Genomic DNA, 13,169 nt, shown 5'->3' on the forward strand with positions numbered 1-13,169 from the left:
TGACAAAAAGGAGCTTTATAAATGCAGAAGGATTGGCTGGAGGAATTAATAGCTGCAACTAATACGGATAAAAAAAATGAACGTCAAATGCGAATATTAGAGGCGGCTGTTGATATGTTTGGAGAAAAAGGATACGCTTCAACTTCAACAAGTGAAATTGCAAAACGGGCTGGTGTAGCGGAAGGAACAATCTTCCGCTACTATAAGACGAAAAAAGATTTATTACTAGCGGTCGTAATGCCAACTTTAACTAAGTTCGCTGCACCATTTTTCGTACAAACCTTTGCAAAAGAAATATTTAAATCGGAGTATGAATCATATGAAAGACTTTTAAGGGTTGTAATTCATAATAGGTTTAAATTTGCTCAAAAACACTTTCCTATGATAAAAATATTAATTCAAGAGGTGCCATTCCAACCAGAACTGAAAAATGAAATACAGCAATTAGTAGAAACAGAACTGTTTTCACATTTCAAAAAGTTGATTGTGAAATTTCAAGAAGAAGGGGAAATTATTGAGATACCACCATCTTCCGTACTACGTCTTACTTTATCAGCTGTATTAGGTTTATTATTAACACGATTTTTATTATTGCCTGAAGAAAAATGGAATGATGAAGCGGAAATTGAAAATACGATTCAATTTATATTGTATGGATTAACTCCACGATTTTAATCGTTGAAGTGTGAATTACATACATTACTTTTAAGTAAAAATAAATCGCCTTTAAAAAGGCGATTTATTTTCATTATATATTTTTGATAAATAAGTACTTGTTTACTAAAAACATTCTAAATCAGCGTGTTTCTTTGTCTCTTCTTCTAAGACCTAATAATCCTGCTAGTCCTAATAAACCAAGCCAAGCCCAATTATTATTTTTATCACGATTATCATTTAAATCATTTGTTGTATTTACATTTCGAGTTCTTACATCATTATTAACTCTGTCTAAGTTATTGTCATTTACTCGAGTTGAAATATCAGTGTTATTAACTCTATTCATATTATTTCCATCGTATTCAGCTTGCGTAGATGTACCTAAAAACATAATAGATAGTGCTAAAACACTTAAAATAGATGATAATTTCTTTTTCATAACAATCCCTCCTTTCTTAATCATTAATTTCTCCGAAGCAAGTGTGTATTATTCATTTCACAATATCTAAACCCTCATTAATAAGGCGCACATTTATAGAAAATAGAGTTGAATGATTGTTAATATATCATTGGATATATATTTCTCATAAAAATAAATGAATCAAACTTTGCTTAAAATGTTAATCTTAGTACAATTTATATTATACGGGCTAGCACTAAGGAGGTAATAAGATGCGACAATTTGCAAAACCAACAATCGTCGTAAGTAAATGTTTAGAATTTGATGCTTGTCGTTATAATGGAGAGATGATTCCAGATGTAACAATACGAAATTTGCAGCCATTTGTTACATTTATACCTGTTTGTCCAGAAGTCGAGATTGGATTGGGGACTCCTCGTGAAACGATACGAATTGTAGAAGAAAATGGTGAGAATAGACTTGTGCAACCGTCGACACGAGAAGATGTAACTGAAAAAATGGAGCAGTTTTCAAATGACTTTTTACAAACGATACCGGATGTGGATGGTTTTATTTTAAAGAATCGTTCACCAAGTTGTGGTACGCGTGATGTGAAAATTTATTCTGGTTTTGAAAAAGCGCCAGCAAAGGGAAAAGGATCGGGCTTATTTGGCGGAGCAGTAGTAAAAAAATTTTCGCATCTTCCTATTGAAGAGGAAGGTAGATTGTCGAATTTTATTATTAGAGAGCATTTCTTTACAAGGTTATTTACAATCGCATATTACAAAATGATTAAACACAATAAAAATATGAAAGAACTTGTATCGTTTCAGTCGGACAATAAATATTTATTTATGGCATATAATCAGGTGAAACAAAAGGAATTAGGTCGTATAATTGCAAATCAAAAAAATGAAAAGATTGAAGTGGTATTTGAAAACTATGAGAAGACTTTATATGAATTATTTATGCGTGCGCCCCGTTATACATCGAATGTAAATGTATGCGAGCACATTTTTGGATATTTTAAAACAAAGTTAAAAAAACAAGAAAAAGATCATTTTATAGAACTGTTACAAAAGTATGCAGAAAAGAAAATACCACTTAGTAGTTTACTTACAATTTTAAAATCATGGGCTATTCGATTTGATGAAAAGTATTTATTAAGACAAACATATTTCGAACCATACCCTGAAGCATTAGTAGAAATTTCTGATTCCGGAAAAGGTAGAGATTATTAAACAATAAATTACATAATTCGACACAAAACCTCCTATGTTGTTGTAGAACAATGTAGGAATTTTTTTGTGCATTAGTACAGAATCTGTTTTAAAATTAAGTTATGACAGAATTGTAGCAATTGTCTAACTAAAATTCTTGTCTTTTAAGTTGTTATGTTTGTAGTAGAAACTCGCACGCTGTCGAAACTCAATATTCGATAAGGGGTGTGTAGCGGAATGGAATTTACTCTAACTCGCGAAAAACAAATGATTAAAGAAATGGTACGTGACTTTGCTGAAAAGGAAATCGCACCGAAAGCTGTATATTATGACAAAACTGCAGAGTTTCCATATGAAACATTTCAAAAAATGGGCGAACTAGGATTATTAGGCATCCCATTCCCAGAAGAGTATGGAGGTTCAGGTGGCGATACAGTATCGTATGCGTTAGCAGTTGAAGAAATTGGTCGCGCTTGTGGTGGCACTGGTTTAAGCTATGCTGCAACAATTTCATTAGGTGCTTCTCCAATTTATTATTTCGGTACAGAAGAACAAAAACAAAAGTATTTAGTTCCAATGGCGTCAGGTAAAACATTAGGTGCCTTCGGATTAACGGAGCCGAATGCTGGATCTGATGCAGGTGGCACTCAAACGAAAGCGGTATTAGATGGTGATGAGTATGTAATCAGTGGTGAGAAGTGTTGGATTACAAACGCAGAGTATGCAAATACAATTATTGTAACCGCTGTCAACGGTGTTGAAGAGAATGGTAGAAAACGTATTTCTGCATTTATCGTGCCTACTACGAGTGAAGGATTAACGATTTCAAGTCCTTACGATAAGATGGGTGTTCGCGCTTCTAATACTTGTGAAATCGTACTTGATGGTGTTCGTGTACCGAAAGAAAATATTCTTGGTGATGTAAATAAAGGTTTTAAACAATTTTTATATACACTTGATGGAGGGCGTATTTCAATCGCAGCATTGGCAGTTGGTATTGCGCAATCAGCCTTTGAACGTGCATTGCAATATGCGAAAGAACGTCAACAATTTGGAAAGTCAATCTCTAATTTCCAAGCGATTCAATTTAAATTAGCTGATATGGCGACTGAAGTAGAGCTAGCACGCAATTTAGTACATAAAGCAGCTTGGTTAAAAGATAACGATAAACCTTTTGGCAAAGAAGCGGCAATGGCAAAACTATTTGCATCGGAAGCAGCAAGCCGTATTGCGAATCAAGCAGTACAGATTCATGGTGGATATGGTTATATGCGTGAATATGAAGTTGAACGACATATTCGTGATGCGAAACTATTAGAAATTGGTGAAGGAACTTCTGAAATTCAACGTCTCGTAATTGCTAGACATTTAGGATGTAGATAAAAGGGAGGAATCACTATGTTTCAAAAAATATTAATTGCGAATCGCGGGGAAATCGCTGTTCGTATTATGAAAACTTGTCAAAAGCTTGGCATTCGCACTGTTGCTATTTATTCTGAAGCAGATGAAAATGCCCTTCATGTGAAGATGGCAAATGAAGCTTACTTAGTAGGTGGACCGCGTGTTCAAGAAAGTTATTTAAACCTTGAAAAAATTATTGAAATAGCTAAGAAGACAAATGCAGAAGCGATTCATCCGGGTTATGGTTTATTATCAGAGAATCCGTCTTTTCCGGTTCGTTGCAAAGAAGAAGGTATCGTATTTATCGGTCCTTCAGAAGAAATCATTACGAAGATGGGAAGTAAAATCGAATCACGTATCGCAATGCAAGCAGCAGATGTCCCAGTAGTCCCAGGTATTACTACAAATATTGAAACTGCTGAAGAAGCAATTGAAATTGCAAAACAAATTGGTTATCCATTAATGCTTAAGGCATCCGCAGGCGGCGGAGGCATTGGTATGCAGTTGATGGAAACTGAGCAAACGCTCACCAAAGCGTTTGAAAGTAATAAAACAAGAGCGCAAAACTTCTTTGGTAACGGAGAAATGTATTTAGAGCGATATATAGCAGATGCGCATCATATTGAAATTCAGCTTTTAGCAGATACACATGGTAACACAGTGTATTTATGGGAGCGTGAATGTTCGGTACAGCGCCGAAATCAAAAAGTAATCGAAGAAGCACCTTCACCATTTTTAGATGAAGGTACACGAAAGGCGATGGGAGAAGTTGCTGTACAAGCTGCCAAAGCACTTGGCTATACAAATGCAGGTACAGTTGAGTTTCTTGTAGATGATCAGAAGAACTTCTATTTCTTAGAGATGAATACGAGATTACAAGTAGAGCATCCAGTGACAGAAGAAATTACGGGATTAGACCTTGTAGAACAGCAACTCCTTATCGCAAGTGGAGAGAAACTATCATTTACTCAGGATGATGTAAAACGTAGTGGTCATGCCATTGAAGCTCGTATTTATGCAGAGGATCCGAAAACATTCTTCCCGTCACCTGGGAAAATTACAGATTTAACATTACCGTCAAATGTACGAATTGATCACTTCTTAGAAAATCATGTAACGATTACACCTTTCTATGATCCAATGATTGCGAAAGTTATTGCACATGGCGAGACTCGTGAAGAAGCAATTTCGAAATTACATGATGCTCTAGAAGAATTAAAAGTAGAAGGCATTAAAACGAACACGCCAATGCTACTGCAAGTTTTGGAAGACGAAGTGTTCAAAGCGGGTATTTATACAACGGGTTTTGTAACGAAACAACTCGTTAAAAAATAAGATCTAACAATATTAAGGGGGAAAAAATGATGACGAAAGTATACGCATCGATGGCAGGAAACGTTTGGAAGATTGTTGTAGGAGTAGGAGATACAGTAGAGGAAGAGCAGGATGTCGTCATTTTGGAATCTATGAAAATGGAAATTCCAATCATTTCAGAAGAAGCCGGCACAGTTATGAAAATTAATGTGCAAGAAGGCGATTTTGTAAATGAAGGAGATGTATTATTAGAAATTGAATAGGGAGATATAGGGGGAAGCGAATTGAAACTACCTAATTTTGCTGTCATTAAAGAAGTAGGACCACGTGATGGTTTACAAAATGAAAAAAAGATTGTTGGCACAAAAGATAAAGTAAAATGGATTCAACTACTTACAGAAGCAGGATTGTCGTATGTTGAAGTTTCCTCATTCGTTCACCCAAAATGGGTCCCAGCATTAGCGGATGCAAATGATGTGTTTTCTGAGCTGAAAAGGGATCCAAATGTTACATATGCTGCGCTTGTTCCGAACCAAAATGGTTTGGAACGAGCTTTTTTGCAAAATGTAGATGAGGTGAATGTTTTTTTATCAGCAAGTGAATCTCATAATAAAAGTAATATTAATAAATCAATTAAAGAAGCATTAGTTGTAATCGAAGATATAACAAAACAGGCATTATTCGAAGGGAAAAAGGTAAGAGGCTATGTTTCTACTGTATTTGGATGTCCTTATGAAGGGGATATAAGTGTCACAGCAGTTGACGAATTATGTAATCAACTATTTTCATACGGCATTTATGAAGTTTCTCTTGGGGATACAATCGGTGTAGCGAATCCATTACAAGTAGAACAAGTATTAGAACATCTATTAAAGAAGTATGATGCTTCGCAGTTTGCCATGCATTTTCATAATACGTATGGAATGGCTCTAGCAAATGTAGTTAAATCATTAGAATACGGTATTACAACATTTGATAGTTCTTGTGGTGGACTCGGGGGCTGCCCTTATGCACCAGGAGCATCAGGTAATGTTGCTACTGATGACCTAGTACATATGCTCCATAAAGTAGGAGTTCAAACGAATATAGACGAAGAAAAGTTATTGCGAGCTAGTCAATTTATTCAAAGTAAGCTAAATATCCAATTACCGAGTCATGTGTATAGAGCGCTTCAACATAAAACGATAAGTAGGTGAGAAGATGCTACAATTACAAAACATTTCAGTTGATTATGTAACACCTCACGTTGTAAAGATTTCGTTATATCGTGAAAGACAAGCAAACTCATTATCTTTAGCGTTATTAGAAGAGTTACAAAACATATTAACTCAAATAAGTGAAGAGTCCAATACGCGTGTAGTTATTCTAACAGGTGCTGGTGAAAAAGCATTTTGTGCTGGTGCTGATTTAAAAGAACGTGCTGGTATGAATGAGGAACAAGTTCGCCATGCTGTTAGTATGATTCGCACGACTATGGAGATGGTTGAACAATTACCACAGCCAGTTATTGCTGCTATAAATGGAATCGCACTTGGTGGTGGTACGGAATTAAGTTTAGCTTGTGATTTTAGAATTGCTGCTGAATCTGCAAGTCTTGGTCTTACTGAAACGACACTTGCAATTATACCAGGAGCGGGTGGTACACAGCGCTTACCGAGATTAATTGGTGTTGGTAGAGCGAAAGAATTAATTTATACAGGTAGACGTATTTCAGCGCAAGAAGCAAAAGAATATGGTTTAGTAGAATTTGTTGTACCAGCTAATTTACTTGAAGAGAAAGCGATTGAAATAGCAGAGAAAATTGCTAGTAATGGACCTATTGCTGTTCGATTAGCAAAAGAGGCAATTTCAAATGGTGTTCAAGTTGATTTACATACCGGATTACAAATGGAAAAACAAGCGTATGAAGGTGTAATCCATACGAAAGATAGATTAGAAGGATTACAAGCATTCAAGGAAAAACGCACACCAACGTATAAGGGGGAGTAAATATGTTAGATCAAAAACAACAATCTAATTCATTTGAAGAACGAGTTGAAACGATTAAACAAGGCGGCGCACCAAAGTATCATGAACAAAATAAAGCAAAAGGAAAATTATTTGTTCGAGATCGTTTAGCGCTTCTATTTGATAATGGCGAATATGTAGAAGATGCATTATTTGCTAACTGTGAACAAACAGGCTTACCTGCGGACGGCGTTGTAACGGCAACGGGTAAAATACATGGTCGTACTGCGTGTGTAATGGCCAATGATTCTACTGTAAAAGCTGGATCATGGGGATCACGCACAGTTGAAAAGATTTTACGTATTCAAGAAACAGCTGAAAAACTACGTGTTCCGTTATTTTATTTAGTTGACTCTGCTGGAGCGCGTATTACAGATCAAGTAGAAATGTTCCCAGGGCGCCGTGGTGCAGGAAGAATCTTCTATAATCAAGTGAAATTATCAGGTAAAGTTCCTCAAGTATGCTTATTATTTGGACCTTCTGCAGCTGGTGGTGCCTATATTCCAGCCTTTTGCGACGTTGTAATGATGGTAGAAGGAAATGCATCTATGTATTTAGGATCTCCTCGTATGGCTGAGATGGTTATCGGTGAGAAGGTAACTTTAGAAGAGATGGGCGGAGCTCGTATGCATTGCTCTGTATCAGGATGCGGAGATGTTTTATGTAAGACAGAAGAAGATGCGATTACACAAGCAAGACAATACATTTCATATTTTCCAAACAACTACTTAGAAAAGACTCCATTGGTTACACCTCAAGAACCGAAACAATTCGATAAAACGTTAGAACAAATCATTCCAGAAAATCAAAATGCTCCTTTCAATATGAAAGATCTCATTAATAGAGTTATTGATGAAGGTTCATTCTATGAAGTAAAAAAATTATTTGCTCAAGAGCTAATTACAGGCTTAGCACGTATTGATGGTAAGCCAGTTGGTATTATTGCAAATCAGCCGCGTATGAAGGGCGGCGTATTATTCCACGATTCAGCTGATAAAGCTGCTAAGTTTATTAATTTATGCGATGCATATCATATTCCATTATTATTCCTTGCGGATGTACCAGGATTTATGATTGGTACAAAAGTAGAGCGTGCCGGTATTATTCGCCACGGTGCAAAAATGATTTCTGCAATGAGTGAAGCAACTGTACCGAAGATTTCTATCGTTGTTCGTAAAGCATATGGTGCTGGTTTATATGCGATGGCAGGTCCAGCATTTGAACCAGATTGCTGCCTGGCATTACCGACAGCCTCTATTGCGGTAATGGGTCCAGAAGCTGCGGTTAATGCTGTATATGCAAATAAAATTGCAGCTTTACCAGAAGAAGAGCGTGCTAGCTTCATTGCTGAAAAACGTGAAGAGTATAAGAAAGATATTGATATTTATCATTTAGCATCAGAGATGATGATTGATGGTATTGTTCATCCAAACAATTTACGTGAAGAGTTAAAAGGACGTTTCGAAATGTATATGAGTAAATATCAAGTATTCACGGATCGTAAACATCCTGTATATCCAGTTTAAAAGCCCTATTTAGGGCTTTCTTGCTCAAAAAGTTAAGGAGGGGAAAACATTGAAACAAGCAGTTTGGTTTCCAACAGAAGAGTACAAGGAAAAAACACGTTTATATGGTTGGATGAAATCATTGGGATATGAAGACTATGAAACTTTTTATAATAAATCTATTGAGGAAACAGCTTGGTTTTGGGGAGAGGCAGAAAAAGCAGTAGGCTATCAATGGATGAAACCTTATACAGAAGTGTTAGACTTAGAAAATGGTACACCGTTTGCACAGTGGTATAATGGCGGAACATGTAACGTTGTAGAATCAGCTTTATCCCGCTGGCTTGCGGATGAAGAGACGAGAATACAGCCAGCACTTCAGTACGAAGGGGAAAATGGAACTTCAAAATCATTTACATATGAAGAGCTTGACAACTGGGTAAGCCGTGTTGCGAATGGTTTGAAACACGCGGGTATTGAGAAAGGTGATCGTGTAACAATTTATATGCCGATGATTCCAGAAACAGTTGTTGCGATGCTAGCTGTAATGAAAATCGGAGCAATTATTTCACCAATATTCTCAGGCTTTGCGTCTGATGCAGTCATGACACGTGTGCAAGCGGCAGGTTCAAAAATGATTATTACCGCAGATGGATTTTCACGCCGAGGTAAAATTGTTTCTTTAAAAGATGAAGTAGATAAAGCTTGTGAACATTGCCCAACTGTTGAAAAAGTTATTATCGTTCGTCATGCAGGAAATGATTTTACACCACATAACTATGACTTTTCGTGGAGTACGCTAGAAAAAGAAAAACCATTCATACATGCCGAGGAAATGCAAAGTGATGATCCATTAATGCTCATTTATACATCAGGAACGACTGGTAAGCCGAAAGGAACAGTACACACGCATGCAGGATTTCCTTTGAAAGCAGCTTTTGATGCAGGATTTGGAATGAATATTAAACAAGGTGATCGTGTATTATGGGTAACTGATATGGGTTGGATGATGGGGCCATTTTTATTATTCGGTTCACTCATTAATGGAGCAACGATGGTTATGTACGAAGGTGTTCCAGACTTCCCAGAAGCAGACCGGTTATGGGAGACAGTTGATAAATATGAAATTACTCATCTAGGTATTTCGCCAACGTTAATCCGAGCATTAATGGCAAAAGGTGATGAGTATGTCAATAAACATTCTTTAAAGAGTTTGGAAGTATTCGCATCAACAGGAGAACCTTGGAATCCTGATCCATGGATGTGGCTGTTTGAAACAGTTGGAAAAGGAAATGTTCCAATCTGTAACTACTCAGGTGGAACTGAAATCTCTGGTGGGATTTTCGGTAATGTTCTTATTAAGCCAATCGCACCGATTAGTTTTAACGCATCTTTACCAGGAATGGCAGCTGTCGTACTGGATGATCAAGGTAAACCAATTCGAGATGAAGTCGGAGAATTATGCTTAGAGAAACCTTGGGTAGGTATGACGAAAAGCTTCTGGGAAGATGATGAACGTTACGTGAACACATATTGGTCGCGTTTTGAAAATAAATGGGTCCACGGTGACTGGGTCATTTACGATGGTGAACAATATATCATCACAGGGCGTTCAGACGATACGTTAAATATTGCAGGTAAACGTATTGGACCTGCTGAATATGAATCTATTCTTGTGAAACATAACGATGTAATCGAAGCTGCTGCAATTGGTGTACCTGACGAAGTAAAAGGTGAAGTTTGTCATTGTTTTGTAGTGTTAAGAGACCATGTAACATTCACAGGAGAATTAAAGAAAGAATTAATGAGTTTAGTAAACTCTCATATTGGAAAAGCGTTGTGTCCTAAAGACATCCACGTTGTAGAAGATTTACCGAAAACACGTAACTCTAAAGTAATGCGCCGTGTTATTAAAGCAGCTTACTTAGGAAAAGAGTTAGGTGATTTATCATCGCTTGTAAATCCTGAAGTAGTTCCGTTTATTCAGGGGTTACAGTCTAGTAAATTATAAAGTTAGAAAGGATCTCTGTATAAATAGAGATCCTTTTTTATGTTTATAAAAAGAAAAGAAGTGAATTTGATGAAGAAGAAAAATTCTACTATTAGTGTTAAGTATGTCTGTTTTATAGTTTTTATTAAAATACGATACTGTGGCATGTTTATTCATTGGAGTAATTAAATTTTGTTAAGGATGAAATTCAATAAAAGCGTTATTTTAATAGGCTGTTACGAAATTTAATTTGAAAGGCACATCCAAATGATAAAAAAAGAGCACTATAAATCAGTGCTCTTTTTATTAGAAATTGCTTAGTTCTTAAAAATAAAATCTTTACGGACAATTCACAATGGTAATAATGACGCTAGCCATTGTTCCAGGAGAATCAAGAAGTGAAGCAGTAACGGTTACTGTTCCAGGCCCATTAGCGGCTAGAAATACAGCGGTAAAGTTACCTGAGGCATTGGTAATGACAGCAAGAGGAACCATGAAAGCAAGAGATGGGTTACTAAATGAAAAACTGACCACTACTCCTGGAGTAGGACTACCGTTTACTAATACTTGACCCGAAAAAAATAAAGTATTATTTCCTTGAGTGGATACACATGCTGTGGTTTCGTTAGAAGTCAAGGTAATAGATGCAGGTCCAGCAGGAAGATTAAATCCAGTTGGTCCAGTTGGTCCAGTTGGTCCAGTTGGTCCAGTTGGCCCAGTTGGCCCAGTTGATCCGGTAGGTCCAGTTGATCCGGTTGGTCCGGTTAATCCAGTTAGTCCGGTTAATCCAGTTGGTCCGGTTGATCCGGTTGATCCGGTTGGCCCAGTCGGTCCAGTTGATCCGGTTAATCCAGTAGCTCCTGTAGAACCGGTGGGACCGGTAGGGAATTGAAAAGGTTGAACAGGTGGAAGTGTAGGTCCAATAGAACCCGGATTAAGTGCAGCAAAAGATAAAAACTTGTCCATTATTTATCACCTCTAAAAATCGTATTACTAATAGTAAATGTAATGATAGAGCAAAGTGAAACGGACAAGCGGTTTTATTTTAACAAATTAAACAAAGTAGTTATATGATAGAAAGAGAGATTAGTATGATTCCTTTAGAAATTAAATATAAAAAGGCGATTATCTTCAAATCGCCTTTTAGGTAATGCCGTGTAATTTTATTCAGTTATTTGAAATATAGTTTCATTCGGTTTGGAAAATCCATACAGTTTCCTTGCGAATTTTAAAATTTCTTCTTCACTACTTGTTAAAGCCTTGACATCCTTGTTAAGGGAATGACCATCCTTCTTTACAGAAGATAATTTTTGTTGTTCCGTATTAAGTGTGATTTGTTTTTCTTTAATCATTTCTTGTTGGTTATTCAGAGAATATTGAAGGACAAAAATTATAGGTAATATAAAAGCCAAAGTAGTTATAATACGGCGTCTTGTTTTTTTAATACTACCTTGTTGGGTATTAGGATTCACTTGCTGTGAGGGTATATTAGGATTTGATTGGTGTGATGATACTTTTGGGATGTTTCCCATTAAAATGCCTCCATTACTGATTGTCGAATTTAAACCGTTTAATAGTATTATAAATGTTCAATAAGGATTTTAGAAGATATTTTAATATAGGTGAGTTTTGTAAAGTTTAAACAAAATCTTTATTTAAATAAAAGAAACCCCGCTTGTCTCTCGGGTTTCTGAAGGCAATGAAAGTACTCGACTAATTAAAGATTCCATGAATTTTTTGGTGAAAATACTGGTGAATTCGTCTGAATTAATGAGGGCATCTAAAGCTTTATACGTACGTGAAGTAATTAAAAATCGATTTATAAGAGTTAGCTTGTTTTTTCTTAATAGCCCACCTAATCAGTAAATACATATGTCTGTTGAAATCTTTACGTGTTCATTGATAAAAAGCTGACTATATTCAGTCAGCTTTTTGTATAATACATTCTAGTATTTATCGGTTCCAAAAGACATATTCTTTCCTTTACGTTGACATTAAAAATATTACCAATTTTTTCTTTTACAATGGCAACAAATAAAGAAACATTTACAACGACACTTATTTCGTTTAGAACTCCAATCATCATCACGATGACACTTTTCTTTAGATTTCCACCAATCATCATTACAATGTTTTTCCTGAGAACTCCAATCGTCATCACAATGACACTTTTCTTTAGATTTCCACCAATCATCATTACAATGCTTTTTCTGAGAACTCCAGCAATCATTTTTCCAGGACATTTATTTCTACCTCCTTTCAATAGTGTTCATAGTATTCTATGTTTTAATAAAAAAATGGCTTGTTTATTAACCTACTATTTTATCTTTATATGATAGAGTGTCTTCTACTCGATATAGAATTCATACAAACTATGCTAATTTTTAAGAGAAAGTGGAGAGAACTACTACTAGTTATGGTATTTTTCAATAAACACTTGTTGAAGAAAATGTTCTGATTACAAATAATATCTTATTTTCGAGTACGCTTTTTAAATGTATATTTCACAATGAAAAATGGGAAATCCACAAATAAAGTCTATGTATATGTGAGTTAATGGGAAAATCTAGTGTGTTTTTAAGGGGCGTCTTATTTAAAAGAGGGTGTTGCAAAACTCATAAATATCCAAAAATGAATGCATAAAGAAACCCGTTTTCCTGGAAGAATGATAGTAT

At 35.9% G+C, this 13,169-nt stretch carries 14 protein-coding genes and 1 pseudogene; 11 read left to right on the forward strand and 4 right to left on the reverse strand.

The genetic code is table 11. The features are described 5' to 3' along the window. The first annotated feature begins 21 nt into the window (after positions 1-21). On the forward strand, positions 22-675 hold the full coding sequence (locus ACQRBL_RS29240; RefSeq protein ID WP_065483689.1) for a TetR/AcrR family transcriptional regulator: 654 nt from the start codon (positions 22-24) through the stop codon (positions 673-675). A 121-nt stretch (positions 676-796) separates the two neighbouring features. On the opposite strand, the gene ACQRBL_RS29245 is transcribed toward ACQRBL_RS29240, so the two are convergent. Further along, the gene (locus ACQRBL_RS29245; RefSeq protein WP_000728157.1) at positions 797-1,096 is read right to left on the reverse strand and encodes a WGxxGxxG family protein; all 300 of its coding nucleotides are present in this window, start codon (positions 1,094-1,096) and stop codon (positions 797-799) included. A 233-nt stretch (positions 1,097-1,329) separates the two neighbouring features. Here ACQRBL_RS29245 and ACQRBL_RS29250 point away from each other — a divergent pair, with 233 nt between their 5' ends. From ACQRBL_RS29250 to ACQRBL_RS29295, 10 genes are all read left to right on the forward strand, one after another. Beyond that, positions 1,330-2,298: a YbgA family protein gene (locus ACQRBL_RS29250; RefSeq protein ID WP_242806445.1), complete on the forward strand. Its 969-nt coding sequence runs from the start codon at positions 1,330-1,332 to the stop codon at positions 2,296-2,298. Between the two features lie 216 nt (positions 2,299-2,514). Beyond that, positions 2,515-3,660, forward strand: a complete 1,146-nt coding sequence (locus ACQRBL_RS29255) for an acyl-CoA dehydrogenase (protein ID WP_000397282.1) — start codon at positions 2,515-2,517, stop codon at positions 3,658-3,660. 15 nt (positions 3,661-3,675) lie between these two features. After that, complete coding sequence (locus tag ACQRBL_RS29260) at positions 3,676-5,013, forward strand: acetyl-CoA carboxylase biotin carboxylase subunit (RefSeq protein ID WP_016098542.1); 1,338 nt, start codon at positions 3,676-3,678, stop codon at positions 5,011-5,013. A gap of 26 nt (positions 5,014-5,039) precedes the next feature. Beyond that, the gene (locus ACQRBL_RS29265; RefSeq protein ID WP_001987345.1) at positions 5,040-5,255 is read left to right on the forward strand and encodes an acetyl-CoA carboxylase biotin carboxyl carrier protein subunit; all 216 of its coding nucleotides are present in this window, start codon (positions 5,040-5,042) and stop codon (positions 5,253-5,255) included. A gap of 21 nt (positions 5,256-5,276) precedes the next feature. Further along, a complete protein-coding gene (gene mvaB, locus ACQRBL_RS29270) occupies positions 5,277-6,188 on the forward strand; it encodes a hydroxymethylglutaryl-CoA lyase (RefSeq protein WP_411996081.1) in 912 nt (303 codons plus the stop codon). A 4-nt stretch (positions 6,189-6,192) separates the two neighbouring features. Beyond that, positions 6,193-6,981 carry an enoyl-CoA hydratase gene (locus ACQRBL_RS29275; RefSeq protein ID WP_023522006.1) on the forward strand — a complete coding sequence of 263 codons (789 nt, stop codon included), beginning with the start codon at positions 6,193-6,195 and terminating at the stop codon, positions 6,979-6,981. A 2-nt stretch (positions 6,982-6,983) separates the two neighbouring features. Then, on the forward strand, positions 6,984-8,525 hold the full coding sequence (locus ACQRBL_RS29280) for an acyl-CoA carboxylase subunit beta (RefSeq protein ID WP_411996082.1): 1,542 nt from the start codon (positions 6,984-6,986) through the stop codon (positions 8,523-8,525). Positions 8,526-8,574: 49 nt separating this feature from the next. Next, complete coding sequence (locus tag ACQRBL_RS29285) at positions 8,575-10,515, forward strand: AMP-binding protein (RefSeq protein WP_411996083.1); 1,941 nt, start codon at positions 8,575-8,577, stop codon at positions 10,513-10,515. Positions 10,516-10,849: 334 nt separating this feature from the next. Then, the gene (locus ACQRBL_RS29290; protein WP_000236251.1) at positions 10,850-11,065 is read left to right on the forward strand and encodes a hypothetical protein; all 216 of its coding nucleotides are present in this window, start codon (positions 10,850-10,852) and stop codon (positions 11,063-11,065) included. Between the two features lie 45 nt (positions 11,066-11,110). Then, on the forward strand, positions 11,111-11,386 hold the full coding sequence (locus tag ACQRBL_RS29295; protein ID WP_411996084.1) for a hypothetical protein: 276 nt from the start codon (positions 11,111-11,113) through the stop codon (positions 11,384-11,386). Positions 11,387-11,403: 17 nt separating this feature from the next. On the opposite strand, the pseudogene ACQRBL_RS29300 reads toward ACQRBL_RS29295, so the two are convergent. The 3 genes and pseudogenes from ACQRBL_RS29300 to ACQRBL_RS29310 all read right to left on the reverse strand — a co-directional run. Then, a pseudogene (locus ACQRBL_RS29300) lies at positions 11,404-11,460 on the reverse strand (exosporium leader peptide-containing protein); the annotation flags it as partial. 197 nt (positions 11,461-11,657) lie between these two features. Further along, on the reverse strand, positions 11,658-12,026 hold the full coding sequence (locus tag ACQRBL_RS29305) for an FtsB family cell division protein (protein ID WP_000526886.1): 369 nt from the start codon (positions 12,024-12,026) through the stop codon (positions 11,658-11,660). A gap of 392 nt (positions 12,027-12,418) precedes the next feature. Then, positions 12,419-12,757, reverse strand: coding sequence for a hypothetical protein (locus ACQRBL_RS29310; protein WP_411996085.1), 339 nt, complete (start codon positions 12,755-12,757; stop codon positions 12,419-12,421). Between the last annotated feature and the right edge of the window lie 412 nt (positions 12,758-13,169).

Source organism: Bacillus sp. AF62 (genome assembly GCF_050312695.1).
Lineage (GTDB): Bacteria > Bacillota > Bacilli > Bacillales > Bacillaceae_G > Bacillus_A > Bacillus_A cereus.